Source organism: Pseudomonas sp. LBUM1640, from assembly GCF_059716225.1.
Genome location: NZ_CP166816.1, coordinates 5275007 through 5292563, shown reverse-complemented (window position 1 = coordinate 5292563; position 17557 = coordinate 5275007). Strand labels below are relative to the sequence as shown.

The window sequence follows — 17557 nt, the reverse complement described above, 5'->3', positions numbered from 1 at the left end:
TGTTACATGTCTACATCCCTCGCATTCGTCTTTCCAGGGCAGGGTTCGCAGTCCCTCGGCATGTTGGCCGAGCTGGGCGCGCAACATCCGCTGATCCTGGAAACCTTCAAGGAAGCTTCCGATGCCCTGGGTTACGACCTGTGGGCGCTGACCCAGCAGGGGCCGGAAGAGCAGCTCAATCAAACTGATAAAACCCAGCCTGCCATCCTGACCGCTTCGATCGCCCTGTGGCGCTTGTGGCTGGCCGAAGGCGGCGCGCGCCCGGCTTACGTGGCCGGTCACAGCCTGGGCGAATACAGCGCCTTGGTGGCTGCGGGCAGCCTGACCCTCGGTGAAGCGGTCAAGCTGGTCGAGCGTCGTGGCCAACTGATGCAGGAAGCCGTTCCGGCCGGGCAGGGCGGCATGGCCGCTATCCTGGGCCTGGACGATGCTGTGGTGATCGAAGCCTGCGCCGAAGCGGCTCAAGGCGAAGTGGTCAGCGCAGTGAACTTCAACTCCCCAGGCCAGGTGGTGATCGCCGGTGCCAAGGCGGCGGTTGAGCGTGCCATCGAAGGCTGCAAGGCCCGTGGTGCCAAGCGCGCCCTGCCATTGCCGGTTAGCGTGCCATCCCACTGTGAGCTGATGCGCCCGGCCGCCGAGCGATTTGCCGAGTCCATCGCCGCCATCCAGTGGCAGGCGCCGCAGATCCCGCTGGTGCAGAACGTCAGCGCGGGCATCGCTGCTGATCTCGACACCCTCAAGCGCGACCTGCTGGAGCAGCTCTACAAGCCTGTGCGCTGGGTTGAATCGGTGCAGACCCTGGCCGCCAATGGCGCCACCACGCTTGTCGAGTGTGGCCCGGGCAAAGTCCTGGCCGGCCTGAACAAGCGCTGCGCCGATGGCGTGTCGACAGCCAACCTGAATACCCCGGATGCCTTCGCTGCCGCTCGCGCGGCACTGGCCTGAACTCTGAACCCTGAATTAGGAGAAGCCTGCATGAGTCTGCAAGGTAAAGTTGCACTGGTTACCGGCGCAAGCCGTGGCATTGGCCAGGCGATCGCCCTGGAACTGGGTCGTCAGGGCGCCATCGTCATCGGCACCGCCACGTCCGCCTCGGGTGCCGAGCGTATCGCCGCCACCTTGAAGGAAAACGGCGTTCAAGGCACCGGCCTTGAGCTGAACGTGACCAGTGACGAGTCGGTTGCCGCTGTCCTGGCTGAAATCACTGCACAGTTCGGCGCACCGGCTATTCTGGTGAACAACGCCGGTATTACTCGCGATAACCTGATGATGCGCATGAAAGACGACGAGTGGTACGACGTGGTCGATACCAACTTGAACAGTCTGTTTCGCCTGTCCAAGGGTGTTTTGCGCGGCATGACCAAGGCGCGTTGGGGTCGAATTATCAATATTGGCTCCGTAGTGGGTGCCATGGGCAACGCAGGCCAAGTAAACTACGCCGCGGCCAAAGCCGGTCTGGAAGGTTTCAGCCGTGCATTGGCCCGTGAAGTCGGCTCGCGGTCGATTACGGTCAACTCGGTGGCCCCAGGGTTCATCGACACCGATATGACCCGCGAACTGCCCGAAGCACAGCGTGAAGCCTTGCTGACGCAGATTCCGCTGGGCCGTCTGGGCCAGGCTCAAGAGATCGCGAATGTGGTCACTTTCCTGGCATCGGACGGTGCGGCATACGTGACTGGGGCTACAATCCCGGTGAACGGCGGGATGTACATGAGTTAAATTGTGACGGATCGCTTCAAAAAAATGTCATACGAGCTGTCTAAAATCCGTTATAAAGCTGCAACTTAATTTATAGGCAGGTGGCCGACCGGGTACAGGGTGAAGCTTTCAGTTGAAAAGCTGAAATGGCTTTCTATACACTTACCCACTGGCCAGCTGCCTGAATTTGTCCATTAGGAGTTAAACAAGGTATGAGCACCATCGAAGAACGCGTCAAGAAAATCGTCGCCGAGCAACTGGGCGTTAAAGAAGAAGAAGTGACCAACAGCGCTTCCTTCGTAGAAGACCTGGGTGCCGATTCCCTTGACACCGTTGAGCTGGTGATGGCTCTGGAAGAGGAATTCGAGACCGAAATCCCGGACGAAGAAGCTGAAAAAATCACTACTGTTCAAGCTGCTATCGACTACGTTACTAGCCACCAGGCGTAATAGTTTGTAGTCGTCGCTTGCTGTTAGGGAAAAACCGCACTGCTGTAACGGCGTGCGGTTTTTTCTTTAGCTCAGATGAAAATTGAGCGTGCAAGCGAAGTGTCGTCATTAGAAAAAGGAGAGTGCTGTGTCGCGTAGACGCGTCGTAGTCACCGGTATGGGTATGTTGTCGCCACTGGGCACGGATGTGCCAAGCAGTTGGCAGGGCATTCTGGCTGGCCACAGTGGTATTGGTCTGATCGAACACACGGACCTTTCTGCCTATTCCACCCGTTTTGGCGGCTCGGTAAAGGGTTTTAATGTCGAGGAATATCTCTCGATCAAAGAGTCCCGCAAACTCGACCTGTTCATTCAATACGGCCTGGCAGCCGGTTTTCAGGCGGTGCGTAATGCCGGCCTGGAAGTCACCGACGCCAACCGTGAACGCATCGGCGTGGCCATGGGTTCGGGTATTGGCGGTTTGACCAATATCGAAGAAACCAGCCGCACGCTGCACGATTCCGGCCCCCGTCGAATTTCACCGTTCTTCGTACCGGGCTCGATCATCAATATGATTTCCGGTTTTCTGTCCATCCACTTGGGTGCACAGGGGCCTAACTACGCCATTGCTACGGCATGCACCACAGGCACTCACTGCATCGGCATGGCGGCACGCAACATCGCCTATGACGAAGCTGACGTGATGATCGCCGGTGGCGCCGAAATGGCCGCCTGTGGCCTGGGCATGGGCGGCTTCGGCGCGTCCCGTGCGCTGTCGACCCGCAATGATGAGCCGACGCGCGCCAGCCGTCCGTGGGACAAGGGCCGTGACGGTTTTGTGCTGTCCGACGGCGCCGGTGCCCTGGTGCTGGAAGAGTTGGAACACGCCAAGGCGCGCGGTGCCACCATCTACGCCGAGCTGATTGGCTTTGGCATGAGCGGTGACGCCTACCACATGACTTCGCCGCCGTCCGACGGTGCCGGTGCTGCACGTTGCATCACCAACGCGTTGCGTGATGCCAAGGTCAACGCCGACCAGGTGCAGTACATCAACGCCCACGGCACCTCGACCCCGACCGGCGATTTGGCGGAAGCCGAAGCGATCAAGTCGGTGTTCGGCGAGCACGCCTACAAGCTGGCGGTCAGCTCCACCAAGTCCATGACCGGCCACCTGTTGGGTGCGGCGGGCGCGGTCGAGGCGATCTTCAGTGTGATGGCCATCAAGGATCAGGTCGCTCCGCCGACCATCAACCTCGATGAGCCGGACGAAGGCTGCGACCTGAACTTCGTGCCTCACGAAGCGCAGCCGATGCCGATCGACGTGGTGATCTCCAACTCGTTCGGGTTTGGTGGCACCAACGGCTCGCTGGTGTTCCGCCGGTTCGCTGAATGATGCACAGCTGGGTCGACGGTCAGCCAGCGGGCAGCGTGCCCCTGAAAGATCGCGGCCTGGCGTATGGCGATGGGTTGTTTGAAACCATCGCCGTCAAGGCCGGGCGGCCTGTGCTGCTCGACCGCCACCTGCAACGCCTTGATGAGGGTTGCGGGCGCCTTGCCTTGGTGGCGGATCATACGCTGATCCGCAACGAAGTGCTGGCTTATGCCGCCGCCCTGGGTGACGGTGTTCTCAAGTTGATCCTCACCCGCGGCGACAGCCTGCGCGGTTATGGCATCAACCCAGGCGCCCCGGTGCGCCGTATCTTGCAGGGCAATCCGCCCGCTACTTATCCTCCCGCGCATGGAACCGACGGCATCCGCCTGTTTCCGTGCGCCACCCGCTTGGCCGAGCAGCCGTTGCTCGCCGGTCTCAAGCACCTTAACCGCCTGGAACAAGTCATCGCCCGTGCTGAGTGGCAGGACGCCGAGCATGCCGAAGGATTGATGCTGGATATGTCCGGTCGCGTCATCGAGGGCGTGTTCAGCAACCTGTTCCTGGTGCGCAACGGCATGTTACTGACCGCTGATCTGAATCGTTGCGGGGTTGCCGGGGTCATGCGCGCCGAGCTTCTGGAACAGGCGCAAGTGCTGGGCATCCCGCTGGCCGTGGCCGACATCAGCCTTGAGCAATTACAGCAGGCCGACGAAGTCTTTGTGTGCAACAGCGTCTATGGCATTTGGCCGGTGCGTGGTTGCGCTGCGATGAGCTGGTCGGTTGGGCCACTCACCCGTAAACTGCAGGGCATTGTTCGCGCGCTATTGGATATTTGAGTTGATACGAAAACTGGTTTTACTGCTGCAGATCGGCCTGGTCTCGGCAGGCTTGCTGCTGGGCTTCTCGGCCTGGAAGCTCGACTCTGCGCTGAAGCAGCCCCTGAATCTGACCCAGGAACAATTGCTGGATGTGCCTGCCGGGTCGACCCCGACGGGCACTTTCAATCGCCTGGAAAACGAAGGCGTGCTCGATGGCGCCTTCTGGTTGCGCCTGTACTGGCGCTTCAACCTCGACGGCCAGCCGTTGCACAGTGGTGAATACCGCATGACCCCAGGCCTCACCGCCGAAGGCTTGATCGGCCTGTGGCAACGCGGCGAAGTGGTGCAATACAGCCTGACGCTGGTGGAAGGCTGGAACTTCCGTCAGGTGCGTTCGGCCCTGGCCAAGCATGAAAAGATCGTGCAGACCCTGTCGGGCCTGAGCGACAGTGACGTGATGGACAAGCTCGGTCACCCCGGTGTGTTCCCCGAAGGGCGGTTCTTCCCGGATACCTACCGCTTCGTGCGTGGCATGACCGACGTCGAATTCCTGAAAAAAGCCTACAACCGCCTGGATGATGTGCTCGCCCAGGAGTGGAGCAAGCGTGCTGCCGATGCGCCCTACACCGACCCTTACCAAGCGCTGATCATGGCTTCTCTGGTAGAGAAGGAGACCGGCGTGCCGCAAGAGCGCGGGCAAATCGCCGGCGTGTTCGTGCGGCGCATGAAGATCGGCATGCTGCTGCAGACCGACCCGACGGTGATCTACGGTTTAGGCGAGCGCTACAACGGCAAGTTGACCCGTGCGCACCTCAAGGAAGCCAACCCTTACAACACCTACATGATCGCCGGCCTGCCCCCGACGCCGATTGCCATGGTCGGCCGCGAGGCGATCCATGCCGCGTTGAACCCGGTGCCGGGCAGCAGCCTGTATTTCGTTGCCCGTGGCGATGGCAGCCATATTTTCTCCGATGACCTGGATGCGCATAATGCCGCCGTGCGCGAGTTTCAGCTCAAGCGCCGTGCCGATTACCGCTCCAGCCCGGCGCCGGCGGTGAAGCCGCTGGAAGAGGCGGCGCCCTCTGTCGATGCGCCGACCGAAGCGCCGGTTGAAAAGCCCGTCGAGCCTGCGCCGGATACCGCCTCACCGCAAAGCTCGCAATGACTCTGACTAAGGACTGCCTGTGACTGGCTTGTTTATTACCCTGGAAGGCCCGGAAGGCGCCGGCAAAAGCACCAACCGCGATTACCTGGCCGAGCGCTTGCGCGTCGAAGGCATCGAAGTGGTGTTGACCCGTGAGCCCGGTGGCACGCCGCTGGCCGAACGCATTCGTGACGTGCTGCTGGCCCCGGGTGAAGAACAGATGAACCCGGACACCGAGCTGCTGCTGGTGTTTGCCGCCCGCGCCCAGCACCTGGCCGAAGTGATTCGCCCGGCACTGGCACGTGGCGCCGTGGTGATTTGCGACCGTTTTACCGATTCGACCTACGCGTATCAGGGCGGTGGCCGGGGTTTGTCCCTGGCGCGCATCGCTACCTTGGAAACCTTCGTCCAGGGCGATTTGCGCCCTGACTTGACGTTGTTGTTCGACCTGCCGGTGGAAGTGGGCATGGCGCGCGCCAGTGCTCGCGGTCGCCTTGACCGCTTCGAGCTTGAAGGCCGGACCTTCTTCGACGCCGTGCGCAGTGCGTTCCTCGCGCGCGCCAAGGCAGAGCCTGCGCGTTATCACCTGTTGGACGCGGCCCAGCCGCTGGCACAGGTACAGCAGGCCATCGACGCCCTGTTGCCCAACCTCCTGGAGCGTGCCCGTGGCTGAAGCCTATCCGTGGCAAGACAGCCTGTGGCAGCAATTGGCCGGCCGTGCTCAGCACGCCCACGCCTATCTGCTGCATGGGCCTGCGGGTATCGGCAAGCGTGCCTTGGCCGAGCGCTTGATGGCCAGCCTGCTGTGCCAGCGCCCGGTCAATCTGGAAGCCTGCGGTGCGTGCAAATCCTGCCTGCTGCTCAAGGCCGGCAGCCACCCCGACAACTACCTGCTGGAGCCCGAGGAAGCCGACAAGGCGATCAAGGTCGACCAGGTGCGTGACCTCGTCAGCTTCGTGGTGCAGACCGCGCAAATGGGTGGGCGCAAGGTGGTGCTGATCGAGCCGGTGGAGGCGATGAACATCAACGCCGCCAACGCCTTGCTCAAGAGCCTGGAAGAACCGTCGGGCGATACGGTGCTGTTGCTGGTGAGCCACCAGTCCAGCCGCTTGTTGCCGACCATTCGCAGCCGCTGCGTGCAGCAGGCCTGCCCGTTGCCGAGCGAGGCCATGAGCTTGCAGTGGCTGGCGCAGGCGCTACCGGATTGTGCCGAAGACGAGCGGGTCGAACTGCTCACCCTGGCGGCCGGTTCACCCCTGGCGGCGGTGAAGCTGCACGCCCAAGGCGTGCGCGAGCAACGCGCACTGGTGGTGGATGGCGTGAAAAAGCTGCTCAAGCAAGAGCAGTCCGCGACCCAACTGGCTGAAGGCGCCTGGAAGGATATTCCGTTGTTGCTGCTGTTCGACTGGTTTTGCGATTGGTCGAGCCTGATCCTGCGCTACCAGTTGACCCAGGATGAACATGGCCTGGGCTTGCCGGACATGCGCAAGGTGGTGCAGTACCTCGCGCAGAAGAGTGCACAGGACAAGGTGCTGAACATCCAGGACTGGATTCTGGCCCAGCGCCAAAAAGTCCTTGGCAAAGCCAACCTCAACCGCGTGCTGTTGCTCGAAGCATTGCTGGTGCAGTGGGTCGGCTTGCTCGGCCGGCGTTAATTTCCGTGGTCGACGGGTGTATCGTTGGCCAGACACTTTGCGTAGCTCATCTTTACCGGACTAAGTTGTAAATTCCTATGCTCGTAGATTCCCATTGCCACCTTGATCGCCTCGACCTTGCCCAGCATGGCGGCTCGCTCGACGCCGCCCTCCAAGCGGCGCGCCAGCGTGGGGTAGGGCACTTCCTGTGCATCGGCGTGAGCGCCGAGAACGCCGCCGACGTCAAGGCGCTGGCTGAGCGGTATGCCGATGTCGATTGCTCGGTCGGTATCCACCCGCTGGACCTCAAACCCGGTGAAGCCCCCGCCCTCGATTGGCTGCTGGGTGAACTCAACCATCCACGTGTGGTGGCGATTGGCGAAACCGGCCTGGATTACCACTACGAGCCCGAAGCCGCCGAATTGCAGCAGGCTTCTTTCCGCCTGCACCTGCAAGCCGCCCAGCAAACCGGCAAACCGGTGATCGTCCACACCCGTGGCGCCCGCGCCGACACCCTGACCCTGCTGCGTGAGGCGGCGTTGCCCCAGGCCGGTGTGCTGCACTGCTTTACCGAAGACTGGGACATGGCCAAGGCGGCCCTGGACCTGGGTTTCTACATTTCCCTGTCGGGTATCGTCACCTTCCGCAACGCCGATGCGCTGCGCGACGTGGCGCGCCAAGTGCCGGCTGATCGTCTGTTGGTGGAAACCGATTCGCCGTACCTGGCGCCCATTCCCCATCGCGGCAAGCCGAACTTGCCGGAATATGTACGTGACGTGGCGGATTACCTGGCGATGCTGCGGGGGGAGTCGTACGAGCGCTTTGCCGAGCAGACCACCGACAACTTCAAGCGCCTGTTCCCGCAGGCTCACGTGGCGGGCTGACACGGCCAAATCGCAGGCAAAAAAAACCCGGGTTCTGGGGGGGTGAATCCGGGCTAAGACCATTAGGAGTAAAACAAGGGCACACAGTCCGTCGGTACCCAGGTCGACGCGTCACTTGGGGGAGATGCCACGTCGACAGTTCAAGTATTGATCAGTATCCCATTCAGTCCAGTCGCATCTGATCGTTTTTTAAACAGATTTGGAATACGCGCGCTTCGCTTGAGTTCTCATTGTGCAGGTGCACGGGTGTCATTTGTGCGTATTGTTTCTGACTGAGAAGGGCGAAAACGTTGGCGCGCTGAAAGTTAAGTGCATAACGGGTTCACATAGGCGTTGCCCAACGACTGTTCAGTCGGGATAATCCCTCGCACTGGGTAAATCGTATCGCCACGTATCAATGGCCCTGCGCAACCCTCCCATATTGACCTCTGCAGACCTCTCCCCCATGCAAAAAGAACCCCGTAAGGTCCGTGAGTTTCGCCGCCGTGAACAGGAAATTCTCGACACCGCACTCAAGCTGTTCCTCGAACAAGGTGAAGACAGCGTCACCGTCGAGATGATTGCGGATGCCGTGGGTATCGGTAAAGGCACGATCTACAAGCACTTCAAATCCAAGGCCGAGATCTACCTGCGCCTGATGCTCGACTACGAGCGCGACTTGAACGAGCTGCTGCATTCGGCCGATGTCGACAAGGACAAGGAAGCCTTGTCCCGGGCCTACTTCGAGTTCCGCATGCGTGACCCGCAGCGCTACCGGCTGTTCGACCGCCTGGAAGAGAAGGTGGTCAAGGGCCATCAAGTGCCGGAAATGGTCGAGGAACTGCACAAGATCCGCGCCTCGAACTTCGAACGCCTGACCTTGCTGATCAAGGGCCGCATCAGCGAAGGCAAGCTTGAAGACGTGCCGCCGTATTTCCACTACTGCGCCGCCTGGGCCTTGGTGCACGGCGCCGTGGCGCTGTACCACTCGCCGTTCTGGAGCAATGTGCTGGAAGATCAGGAAGGTTTCTTCCAGTTTCTGATGGACATCGGCGTGCGCATGGGCAACAAGCGCAAGCACAGCACCGAACTGCCCAGCGCTGAGCCGAAGAGCGGTGAAACCCCCGCTACTTAAGCTATTCCCGACAGTGATGGCGCAATGATTTACTGCCAGTTGCAGTACCCCAGGAATATACTCAGGCAAGGACCTTGCTAAAAGCTGATTTATAAGTCAGTTTTTAGCGCGCCCGAATCATCTTCTGCCGGAGTGATCCATGATCGTTGATCGTCAAGGCAGGCGGTTTCGCAATTTGCGGATCAGCCTGACCTCAGCCTGCAATTACGCGTGTACCTACTGCGTGCCTAACGGCAAGCGGCTGGTGGCTGCCCAGGACGAACTCTCGGCCGAGGCCATGGCCCGTGGCGTGGCGTATCTGATCGAAGCGGCGGGCATCGAGCGCCTGCGCATCACGGGCGGCGAGCCGCTGGTGAGCCCTAAGCTGGAAGCCTTCATGGGCGCAGTGGGCGGCATGGGCCTCAGTGATATCAGCCTGACCACTAACGGCCAACTGTTGGCGCGCAAACTGCCATTGCTGGTGGATGCCGGCATTCGTCGCATCAACGTCTCTCTCGACACCCTGGACGCCGACGCCTTCCGCAGTATTGCCCGTGGCGGTGACCTGGCCACCGTGCTCGATGGCATGGACCAGGCCCGCGCCGCCGGGATCAAGATCAAGGTCAACATGGTGCCGTTGCGCGGGCAAAACCTCGATCAGGTAATGCCGCTGCTCGATTACTGCCTGGAGCGTGGCTATGAGCTGCGCTTCATCGAACTGATGCGCATGGGCCATCTGGCCAAGGACTCCAACGCCTTCCTGCAACAATTCGTCAGCCTGCAGCAGCTGCTGAGCCTGATTGGCGAGCATCACGAGTACCTGCAAGCCAATGCCCCCGTGGACGCAACCGCGGTGCGCTACGAAGTACCGGGCAAAGGCTTCTTCGGCGTGATTGCCAACGAAAGCGTGCCGTTCTGCCGTACCTGCTCGCGGCTACGCTTGTCGTCGACCGGTTGGTTGCATGGCTGCTTGTCGTCGAGTAACCGTCACTATGTCGGCGACCTGCTCGACCAGCCGCGCCACCAAGCGTTACCGGCGTTGCAAGGGCTGTTGATGAAGGCGTTGGGTGACAAACAGGAAGTGGCTTTCTCCGGCGGTGCCACCATCATGAAGATCATCGGCGGTTAGCCCAAGCTGGCGCACAACCCTGTGGGAGCGGGCTTGTGTGGGAGCTGGCTTGTCGAATCGTCGCACCGCTGCGATAGCATCAGCTCGGTGTCACTGACACACCGAGGCGCCTGCATCGCGGGCAAGCCCGGCTCCCACACAAGTGCCTCCCACATTTTATTTGCAGCGCTGCCGAATGGCGCGGATTCTGCATCACGTGCCCATTCGCCGGTTTTCCGTCACCGGCTTCTGGAGGATTAGGATGCGTAGTCTGGTTTTGTTGCTGGCGTCGTTGACGCTGAGTGGTTGCATGACCGTCAGCGATATGGCCGAAGGCACCCGTTATCAGATGAGCGACGCCGGGTTGCTGGACCACAGCGATACCCGCCGTACCGCCTCGGTTCGCATACAGCCGGACTCCTTTGTGTTCATCGCCCAGGGCGCCTTTGTGCCGCCCGGCAGCGCGTACCCGCGACCAAACGTGGTGGCTGAGGAAGCCTTCAACGGTTTCGTCGAATATTTCCCCATGGTGCGGCGCGCACGTCAGCCGGAAGGCCTGGAACAGGCGATGTCCGAAGCCCGTGCGGCCGGGGCGCATTACCTGCTGTACTGCCGTTTTGCGGCAGCCGATGACCGGATTGGCAACGCCGATGAGTGGACTGATCAGCAGGCCCTTGACCGTGTGGGTCTGGACAGCGGCGTCATCCAGATCATGTTGATCGAGACCAGCACCCAGTATTTGATTGATACTGCACGTATTCGCAGTCGTGGCGGTTTACTGACGTTCCACGACAATAGGCCCCAAGATCTGATTGCCCGCCCTCTGGCGCAATATGCACGAGGCCTGCTGGGCATGAGCGATCAGTAAAAAACAGGAGATTTCCATGACCGATACCGCCAAGGCCAACGATCTGTTGGCGCAACTGCCCAAGGGCAAGGGGCCGGCGCCGGTGCATCTGTGGAACCCGGATTTTTGCGGCAATATCGACATGCGCATCGCCCGCGACGGCACTTGGTTCTATCAGGGCACGCCAATCGGGCGTAAGCCGATGGTCAAACTGTTTTCCAACATCATCCGCCGCGATGGCGATGATTATTTCTTGATCACTCCCGTGGAAAAAGTCGGCATCAGCGTCGATGACGCGCCGTTTGTCGCCGTAACCCTGGAAGTGGAGGGGCAGGGCGAAAACCAGGTGCTGCGTTTTACCACCAATGTTGATGATCAGATCGAGGCCGGCCTCGAACACCCGTTGCGGGTAGTCATTGACCCGGTCACCCAGGAACCTGCGCCTTATCTGCGGGTGCGCACCAACCTCGAAGCCCTCGTGCATCGCAATGTGTTTTACCAATTGGTCGAACTGGCGGTCAGCCGTCCGATCAATGGTCAAAACTGGCTGGGCGTATGGAGCGGCGGGGAGTTTTTCCGCATTGGCCTGGAGCCCTGAGGCCAGCCTTTTCATCTTTCTGAAATAATTCGCTTGCTGTAATTGGGCGCTTTCGGTTATCAATTTGTACATGATTAGACATGTCCGATTTGATAAGAAAAAACGCGTCGTCGACGAGCTCATCCGCCGTATCGAGGATGGGGTGATGGCCGACGGTTTCCTGTTGCCGGGCGAGCATCAACTGGCCGAGGAGTTCGCGGTCAGCCGTGGCACCTTGCGCGAAGCCCTGGCTGAGCTCAAACGCCGTAACTACATCGCCACCCAGAGCGGTGTAGGCTCCATCGTCACCTTTGACGGCATAGTGCTCGACCAACGCAGCGGCTGGGCCCAGGCCTTGGCCGACTCCGGCGCGCGGGTGACCACCGACATCCTGCGCCTGGAAGCCGTGACCCGCCCCGACCTCCTCAGCCGTTTCGGCAGCGACCAGTTCATCGCCCTTGACCGCCGTCGCCGCACCACGGATGGCACTGCGGTGTCCCTGGAGCGCTCGCTGATGCCTGCCATCGGTAGCCTGGAAAGCCTGCCCCGCGTCGGCCTGATCGACAATTCCCTGACCATCACGCTGGCCGCCTACGGCTACATCGGCGCCGAAGGTGACCAATGGATCGGCGCCGAGCCGTTGAGCGATGCAGACGCCGAGCTGCTCGGTCGCCCAGCCGGTACGGTGTTTCTCAAGGCCTCGCGCACCACCTACGACCGCCGCGAGCGTTTCATGGAGTACGTCGAAAGTTTGCTCGACCCTCTGCACTTTCGCCTGCACCTGCAGTTTGGAGCTTCAAAATGACCGCGCAAAACCGCGCCCTCGGTGCCTTTTACGGCCTGGCTCTGGGCGACGCATTAGGCATGCCCACACAGTCCCTGAGCCGCGAGCAGGTACAAAAGCGCTTCGGTGCCATCACCGCGCTGGAAGATGCCGACGCCGACCAGCCCATCGCGCCGAGCATGCCCGCCGGCTCCATTACCGATGACACTGAACAGGCGATCCTGGTCGGCGAGTTGCTGGTAGAAGGCCAAGGCAAGATCGAACCGACGGTGCTCGCCCAGCGCCTGATCGACTGGGAAGCCGTGATGCGCGCCAAGGGCTCCCAGGATTTGCTCGGGCCATCGACCAAGCGCGCCATCGACATGATTCTCGCCGGCCATACCCCGGAGGAATCCGGGCGCTACGGCACTACCAATGGTGCCGCCATGCGCATTACGCCTGTTGGGATCGCCGCCGATGTCAGCGACCCGGCGCCGTTTATCCAGGCGGTGATCCAGGCCTGCCAAGTTACCCATAACACCTCGCTGGGGATCGCCAGCGCGGCGGCCGTTGCGGCCGTGGTTTCGGCCGGCATCAACGGCGTGGACCTGGGCGAGGCGCTGAACATCGGCACCCAGCTTGCCCAGCAGGCCGAAAGCCATGGTCACTGGATTGCCGGTGGGCGCATCTCCACGCGCATCAGTTGGGCGCGGACCTTGAGCGTCGGCAGCGGTGACAAAGCCCTGTTTGCCGACCTGCTGTACGAATTGATCGGCACCTCAGTCGCGTCCCAGGAATCGGTGGTGGTGTCGTTTGCCCTCGCACAGCAAGTGGCGGTGGGTGCGATGAATGCTTTCGAGGCCTTGTGCCTGGCCGCCAGCCTTGGCGGCGACACCGACACCATCGCCGCGATTCTCGGCGCCATGCTCGGTGCGTGTTTGGGCATGCAGTGCTGGCCTGAAGCGATGATTGAGCAGGTCAAGCAGGTCAATGGCCTGGATTTGCAGCCACTTGTTCACGGGTTGCTTGATCTTCGCTAAGCACCGCAAATCAAAAAATGTGGGAGCTGGCTTGCCTGCGATAGCGGTGGTTCAGTCACTGAGTTTGTTAACTGGATGACCGCTATCGCAGGCAAGCCAGCTCCCACATTAAATCGTGTTTGAGTCAGGACGACCGATTAAAGCTTTAAGCATCTGCCACAACCACAACAATACAGGCACCAGGAGCACCCCTCATGAGCACCACTTCTTCCGGCCAAAGTGCCGGGCAATTGGAAACACGCGGTATCGAACCGGTCCCTGAAGGCGAGTGCAACGGCCACCCGCTGCAGCTGTTCTGGGTGTGGTTCGCGGCCAATATCAGCATCCTCGGCTTGCCGCTCGGCGCAACCCTCGTGGCGTTTCGTGGCCTGGCGATCTGGCAGGCGATCATCGTCGCCATTCTCGGCGCCGCCGGCTCTTTCGCGGTGGTAGGCATCATCTCGATTGCCGGCCGTCGCGGGCGTGCACCGAGCTTGACCCTGTCGCGCGCGATCTTCGGCGTGCGCGGCAATATCGGCCCGACCATCGTGTCTCTGATGTCGCGCCTGGGCTGGGAAACCGTCAACACCACCACCGCCGCCTTCGTGCTGCTGTCATTGTGTTCGATCCTGTTTCATTCGCCGGTCGAGGCGAAAAGCGCACCGGTGCTGACGCTGATCTTCATCGCCATTTTCGTATTGCTGACCCTGGCCGTATCCGGCCTCGGCCACGCGACCTTGTTGGTGATCCAGAAGTGGGCCACCTACGTATTTGGCGGCTTGAATATCCTGGTCGGCGGCTTCCTCTGCGCCACCATCGACTGGAGCGCGGTGTTCAACGCCACCCCGGCGCCGCTGAGCGCAATGATCATCGGCGTCGGCACCATGGCCGCCGGCACCGGTATCGGCTGGGCCAACGCCGGGGCTGACATGTCGCGCTACCAGCACCGCAGCGTCAAGGCCGTGCGCCTGGTGGCATCCGCTGCGTTTGGCGCGGGGATTCCGCTGGTCCTGCTGATCACCCTCGGCGGCCTGCTGTCGGTGGGCAACAACGACCTGGCCTCGGCCACGGACCCGATCATCGCAATCCGCGACATGCTGCCGACCTGGATGGCCGTGCCGTACCTGATCACGGCGTTTGGTGGGTTGCTGCTGTCGAATAACCTCTCGGTGTACTCGGCGGGTCTCACCACCTTGACCCTCGGCTTGAAGGTCAAGCGCGTGCACGCGGTGATCGTCGACATCGTGGCGATCTTCGCCGGTTCGATTTACTTCATGTTGATTGCCGACAGTTTCTACGGCCCGTTCATCACCTTCATCTCGCTGCTGGCGGTGCCGATTACCGCGTGGGTCGGGATCTTCGTGGTGGACCTGATTCACCGTCACTACTACAGCGCCAAGGACTTGCTGGACGTGAGCCCAAGCAGTGCCTATTGGTATCGCGGCGGCGTGGAGTGGCGTGCATTCGGCGCCTGGGCGGTGGCGATTGTGCTGGGCTTCAGCTTCACCACCATCGGCACCACGGCCGAAAATATCTGGTTCGCCGGGCCTTTGTCCGACTCCTGGCTGGGCCACAACGGTCTGGGCTGGATTGTCACCTTCCTGGTGGCCGGTGGGATTTATGCGGTACTGGGCGGCGCAGCTGACCGTCGTCCGGCTTTAGTAGAGCGCCCTAATGTCTAGATTGCTGCACACCGGCCAGGTCATCGTCGACCTGGTCATGGCCCTCGACACCTTGCCTGCGACTGGCGGCGACGTGCTGGCGCAATCCGCCAGCTTTGAAGCCGGCGGTGGTTTTAACGTCATGGCTGCTGCCCGGCGCAATGGTTTGCCGGTGGTGTACCTCGGCCGCCATGGCCACGGGCGCTTTGGTGACTTGGCCCGCGCGGCGATGCAAGCCGAAGGCGTGGAGATGGCCCAAGCAGCCAGCGACGGCAAGGACACGGGTTTATGCGTGTCGCTGACCGAGGCCACCACCGAGCGCACGTTCATTTCGCATATAGGCGCTGAAGGGGATTTGAGCGCCGAGGATTTGGCCAGTGTCGTGCCGCGTGCGGACGACTATGTGTACGTCAGCGGCTACAGCCTGTTGCTCGAAGGCAAGGCCCAGGCGTTGCTCGATTGGCTGCTGGCGCTGCCGCGTGAAATCACCGTGGTGTTCGACCCGGGGCCGCTGGTCAAGGCGCCGGATTCGCCACTGATGGTCGCCTTGCTGCCGCGCATCGATATCTGGACCAGCAACGGCCCGGAAGCCCTGGCGTTTACCGGCGCCGGGACGCTGGCCCAGGCATTGCTCGAACTCAATCGCCACCTGCCTGTAGATTCACTGCTGGTGGTGCGCGATGGGCCGAACGGCTGCTGGGTCAGTTGCCAAGGCCAGGCCGAGCATGTGCCGGGCTTCAAGGTGACCGCCGTGGACAGTAACGGCGCGGGCGATGCCCATGCCGGTGTGTTTCTTGCGGGGTTGGCCAAGGGCTTGAAACCCGCGGCTGCGGCACGCCGCGCGAATGCGGCCGCTGCGCTGGCGGTTACGCGCTGGGGGCCGGCGACGTCACCCGGTACTGACGAAGTGGATGCGTTGTTGGCAGAATAGGCGGCTATTGAGTACGGAGCGGCCCCATGACCCAGAATATCTACGACACACCTGCCTTCTTCGAGGGCTACAGCAAAATGGGCCGCTCGGTCGAAGGCCTGGCCGGTGCGCCGGAGTGGCCTGCGTTGCAGGCACTGCTGCCGCCGATGCGTGGCTTGAAGGTGGTGGACCTGGGCTGTGGCTACGGCTGGTTCAGCCGCTGGGCCCAGGAGCAGGGCGCTGCACAGGTGCTCGGCTTGGATGTGTCACAGAAGATGTTGGCGCGGGCCACCGAGATGACCACCGCGCCGACCATCACGTATGCGATGGCCGACCTGGAACAGCTCGACTTATCAACGGGTGCATTCGATCTGGCCTACAGCTCGTTGGCTTTCCATTACATCGTCGACCTTAAAGGCCTGTTCGCGCGAATTCACCAAGCGCTGGTGCCGGGCGGGCGCCTGGTGTTTTCCATCGAGCACCCGATCTTCATGGCGCCGCGTAATCCGGGTTGGTTGGTGGATGATCAGGGGCGCAAGAGCTGGCCTGTAGATGGCTATCAACTGGAAGGCCCACGGGTAACGAACTGGCTGGCCAAGGGCGTGATCAAGCAGCACCGCACGCTGGGCACGTTGCTTAATCTGTTGATCCAGGCGGGGTTTACGCTCAGACATGTTGAGGAGTGGGGGCCAAGCGAAGCGGACCTGAAAGCTCGGCCAGAATTGTCCGAAGAGCAAGAGCGCCCAATGATGCTGCTGGTTTCAGCTCAGCGCTGATTTCCAGGATGTACACCGAACAAAAATGTGGGAGCGGGCTTGCTCGCGAATGCGGTAGATCAGTCACTGAAATGTCGACTGAAACTGCGTATTCGCGAGCAAGCCCGCTCCCACATTTGGATCTTCGTTTTAGCCAGCTTTTACTGCGCGCGTTCGCCGTCGAGCTTGCGCGCCTCGTCAACGCCGGACGCGGTCAGCTTGATCGGCAGGCTCAACGAATATTCACCGGCGTCGTCGGTGGTCACATGCCCATCCTTGATAAACCCACGGTCCTGCAGGAACGCCAAGACACTGGCCACCTCCTTTTCGCCGCGGTAGTTATCCAGCACCTCCTTACCCAACCCGTTCGGGTGAGCGTGCAGCAAGCGGGTGAGGACTTCTTTCTCAAGTTTTCTATCGACGTTCATGCGTACCTCTTCACTGGGAAATGATCGGGTGTTGTGTGGCAATTGATGCATCAAGGCGCGGGTTGTTTCGGTGCACCTGGGATGTTGGAGTCGTCGCCTTTGTTGACCTTCGGCTCATTGTTGATGCCGGGGCCCATCTTGCCGTTACCGACGGCTGCCGGTGCTTGGCGTTGGGTGTCGTTGCCCTGTGTGCGTGGGTCAGCGCCGGCGCTGTTGTCGATGATTGCGCCACCATTGGTGTCGAGGCCGGTGCCCATCGATTTCTGAGATTCCTGCGTGGCAGGGCTTGGCGGGGTGCCGACCGGGTCAGTCTTGCCGGTGGACGAGGTGGCAGCAAACGCGTTCAGCGAGGCGGCAGACAACAGACCGGTGAGGGCGAGGGCGGCAAACTTGGAATTCTTCATGAGGGTGTCTCCAT

20 protein-coding genes are annotated in these 17557 nt (G+C 61.2%); 18 read left to right on the top strand and 2 right to left on the bottom strand.

Going from position 1 to position 17557, the window contains the following annotated elements:
- Positions 1–6 precede the first annotated feature (6 nt).
- From fabD to ACA065_RS23225, 18 genes are all read left to right on the top strand, one after another.
- On the top strand, positions 7–945 hold the full coding sequence (fabD, locus tag ACA065_RS23310) for an ACP S-malonyltransferase (protein ID WP_497691701.1): 939 nt from the start codon (positions 7–9) through the stop codon (positions 943–945).
- Positions 946–975: 30 nt separating this feature from the next.
- Positions 976–1719 carry a 3-oxoacyl-ACP reductase FabG gene (gene fabG / locus ACA065_RS23305; protein ID WP_497691700.1) on the top strand — a complete coding sequence of 248 codons (744 nt, stop codon included), beginning with the start codon at positions 976–978 and terminating at the stop codon, positions 1717–1719.
- A gap of 191 nt (positions 1720–1910) precedes the next feature.
- Entirely contained in the window at positions 1911–2147 is a 237-nt protein-coding gene (acpP, locus tag ACA065_RS23300) for an acyl carrier protein (RefSeq protein WP_004371293.1), read from the top strand.
- A 127-nt stretch (positions 2148–2274) separates the two neighbouring features.
- The gene (fabF, locus tag ACA065_RS23295) at positions 2275–3519 is read left to right on the top strand and encodes a beta-ketoacyl-ACP synthase II (protein WP_497691699.1); all 1245 of its coding nucleotides are present in this window, start codon (positions 2275–2277) and stop codon (positions 3517–3519) included.
- Positions 3519–4334 (top strand): aminodeoxychorismate lyase, encoded by an 816-nt coding sequence (pabC, locus tag ACA065_RS23290; RefSeq protein ID WP_497695409.1) that lies wholly within the window; start codon positions 3519–3521, stop codon positions 4332–4334. Before fabF ends, pabC begins: the two co-directional genes overlap by 1 nt.
- A 1-nt stretch (position 4335) precedes the next feature.
- Complete coding sequence (gene mltG / locus ACA065_RS23285; RefSeq protein ID WP_497691698.1) at positions 4336–5481, top strand: endolytic transglycosylase MltG; 1146 nt, start codon at positions 4336–4338, stop codon at positions 5479–5481.
- A 19-nt stretch (positions 5482–5500) separates the two neighbouring features.
- A complete protein-coding gene (gene tmk, locus ACA065_RS23280) occupies positions 5501–6133 on the top strand; it encodes a dTMP kinase (RefSeq protein ID WP_497691697.1) in 633 nt (210 codons plus the stop codon).
- Positions 6126–7115 carry a DNA polymerase III subunit delta' gene (locus ACA065_RS23275; RefSeq protein ID WP_497691696.1) on the top strand — a complete coding sequence of 330 codons (990 nt, stop codon included), beginning with the start codon at positions 6126–6128 and terminating at the stop codon, positions 7113–7115. The genes tmk and ACA065_RS23275 overlap by 8 nt, the downstream gene beginning before the upstream one ends.
- A gap of 77 nt (positions 7116–7192) precedes the next feature.
- A complete protein-coding gene (locus ACA065_RS23270) occupies positions 7193–7978 on the top strand; it encodes a TatD family hydrolase (protein ID WP_497691695.1) in 786 nt (261 codons plus the stop codon).
- A gap of 445 nt (positions 7979–8423) precedes the next feature.
- The gene (locus tag ACA065_RS23265; RefSeq protein WP_497691694.1) at positions 8424–9092 is read left to right on the top strand and encodes a TetR/AcrR family transcriptional regulator; all 669 of its coding nucleotides are present in this window, start codon (positions 8424–8426) and stop codon (positions 9090–9092) included.
- A gap of 139 nt (positions 9093–9231) precedes the next feature.
- The gene (locus ACA065_RS23260; protein ID WP_159959073.1) at positions 9232–10200 is read left to right on the top strand and encodes a GTP 3',8-cyclase MoaA; all 969 of its coding nucleotides are present in this window, start codon (positions 9232–9234) and stop codon (positions 10198–10200) included.
- 241 nt (positions 10201–10441) lie between these two features.
- The gene (locus ACA065_RS23255) at positions 10442–11047 is read left to right on the top strand and encodes a DUF4823 domain-containing protein (RefSeq protein ID WP_122720832.1); all 606 of its coding nucleotides are present in this window, start codon (positions 10442–10444) and stop codon (positions 11045–11047) included.
- Between the two features lie 16 nt (positions 11048–11063).
- Entirely contained in the window at positions 11064–11624 is a 561-nt protein-coding gene (locus ACA065_RS23250; RefSeq protein WP_497691693.1) for a DUF1285 domain-containing protein, read from the top strand.
- Between the two features lie 70 nt (positions 11625–11694).
- The gene (locus ACA065_RS23245; RefSeq protein WP_497691692.1) at positions 11695–12408 is read left to right on the top strand and encodes a GntR family transcriptional regulator; all 714 of its coding nucleotides are present in this window, start codon (positions 11695–11697) and stop codon (positions 12406–12408) included.
- Positions 12405–13406 (top strand): ADP-ribosylglycohydrolase family protein, encoded by a 1002-nt coding sequence (locus ACA065_RS23240; protein ID WP_497691691.1) that lies wholly within the window; start codon positions 12405–12407, stop codon positions 13404–13406. The genes ACA065_RS23245 and ACA065_RS23240 overlap by 4 nt, the downstream gene beginning before the upstream one ends.
- Positions 13407–13600: 194 nt before the next feature.
- On the top strand, positions 13601–15067 hold the full coding sequence (locus tag ACA065_RS23235) for a purine-cytosine permease family protein (RefSeq protein WP_497691690.1): 1467 nt from the start codon (positions 13601–13603) through the stop codon (positions 15065–15067).
- Positions 15060–15977 carry a PfkB family carbohydrate kinase gene (locus ACA065_RS23230; RefSeq protein ID WP_497691689.1) on the top strand — a complete coding sequence of 306 codons (918 nt, stop codon included), beginning with the start codon at positions 15060–15062 and terminating at the stop codon, positions 15975–15977. The genes ACA065_RS23235 and ACA065_RS23230 overlap by 8 nt, the downstream gene beginning before the upstream one ends.
- A gap of 26 nt (positions 15978–16003) precedes the next feature.
- The gene (locus tag ACA065_RS23225) at positions 16004–16732 is read left to right on the top strand and encodes a class I SAM-dependent methyltransferase (RefSeq protein ID WP_497691688.1); all 729 of its coding nucleotides are present in this window, start codon (positions 16004–16006) and stop codon (positions 16730–16732) included.
- A 140-nt stretch (positions 16733–16872) separates the two neighbouring features.
- On the opposite strand, the gene ACA065_RS23220 is transcribed toward ACA065_RS23225, so the two are convergent.
- Positions 16873–17139, bottom strand: coding sequence for a hypothetical protein (locus ACA065_RS23220; RefSeq protein ID WP_497691687.1), 267 nt, complete (start codon positions 17137–17139; stop codon positions 16873–16875).
- Positions 17140–17189: 50 nt separating this feature from the next.
- Positions 17190–17543, bottom strand: a complete 354-nt coding sequence (locus ACA065_RS23215) for a hypothetical protein (RefSeq protein ID WP_497691686.1) — start codon at positions 17541–17543, stop codon at positions 17190–17192.
- Between the last annotated feature and the right edge of the window lie 14 nt (positions 17544–17557).

What these genes read in the sequence shown, in the direction of transcription:
- fabD (WP_497691701.1), top strand. Translation starts at nt 7, where the DNA reads ATGTCTACATCCCTCGCATTCGTCTTTCCAGGGCAGGGTTCGCAGTCC.
- fabG (WP_497691700.1), top strand. Translation starts at nt 976, where the DNA reads ATGAGTCTGCAAGGTAAAGTTGCACTGGTTACCGGCGCAAGCCGTGGC.
- acpP (WP_004371293.1), top strand. Translation starts at nt 1,911, where the DNA reads ATGAGCACCATCGAAGAACGCGTCAAGAAAATCGTCGCCGAGCAACTG.
- pabC (WP_497695409.1), top strand. Translation starts at nt 3,519, where the DNA reads ATGCACAGCTGGGTCGACGGTCAGCCAGCGGGCAGCGTGCCCCTGAAA.
- ACA065_RS23270 (WP_497691695.1), top strand. Translation starts at nt 7,193, where the DNA reads ATGCTCGTAGATTCCCATTGCCACCTTGATCGCCTCGACCTTGCCCAG.
- ACA065_RS23265 (WP_497691694.1), top strand. Translation starts at nt 8,424, where the DNA reads ATGCAAAAAGAACCCCGTAAGGTCCGTGAGTTTCGCCGCCGTGAACAG.
- ACA065_RS23260 (WP_159959073.1), top strand. Translation starts at nt 9,232, where the DNA reads ATGATCGTTGATCGTCAAGGCAGGCGGTTTCGCAATTTGCGGATCAGC.
- ACA065_RS23255 (WP_122720832.1), top strand. Translation starts at nt 10,442, where the DNA reads ATGCGTAGTCTGGTTTTGTTGCTGGCGTCGTTGACGCTGAGTGGTTGC.
- ACA065_RS23250 (WP_497691693.1), top strand. Translation starts at nt 11,064, where the DNA reads ATGACCGATACCGCCAAGGCCAACGATCTGTTGGCGCAACTGCCCAAG.
- ACA065_RS23245 (WP_497691692.1), top strand. Translation starts at nt 11,695, where the DNA reads ATGATTAGACATGTCCGATTTGATAAGAAAAAACGCGTCGTCGACGAG.
- ACA065_RS23240 (WP_497691691.1), top strand. Translation starts at nt 12,405, where the DNA reads ATGACCGCGCAAAACCGCGCCCTCGGTGCCTTTTACGGCCTGGCTCTG.
- ACA065_RS23235 (WP_497691690.1), top strand. Translation starts at nt 13,601, where the DNA reads ATGAGCACCACTTCTTCCGGCCAAAGTGCCGGGCAATTGGAAACACGC.
- ACA065_RS23230 (WP_497691689.1), top strand. Translation starts at nt 15,060, where the DNA reads ATGTCTAGATTGCTGCACACCGGCCAGGTCATCGTCGACCTGGTCATG.
- ACA065_RS23225 (WP_497691688.1), top strand. Translation starts at nt 16,004, where the DNA reads ATGACCCAGAATATCTACGACACACCTGCCTTCTTCGAGGGCTACAGC.
- ACA065_RS23220 (WP_497691687.1), bottom strand. Translation starts at nt 17,139, where the DNA reads ATGAACGTCGATAGAAAACTTGAGAAAGAAGTCCTCACCCGCTTGCTG.
- ACA065_RS23215 (WP_497691686.1), bottom strand. Translation starts at nt 17,543, where the DNA reads ATGAAGAATTCCAAGTTTGCCGCCCTCGCCCTCACCGGTCTGTTGTCT.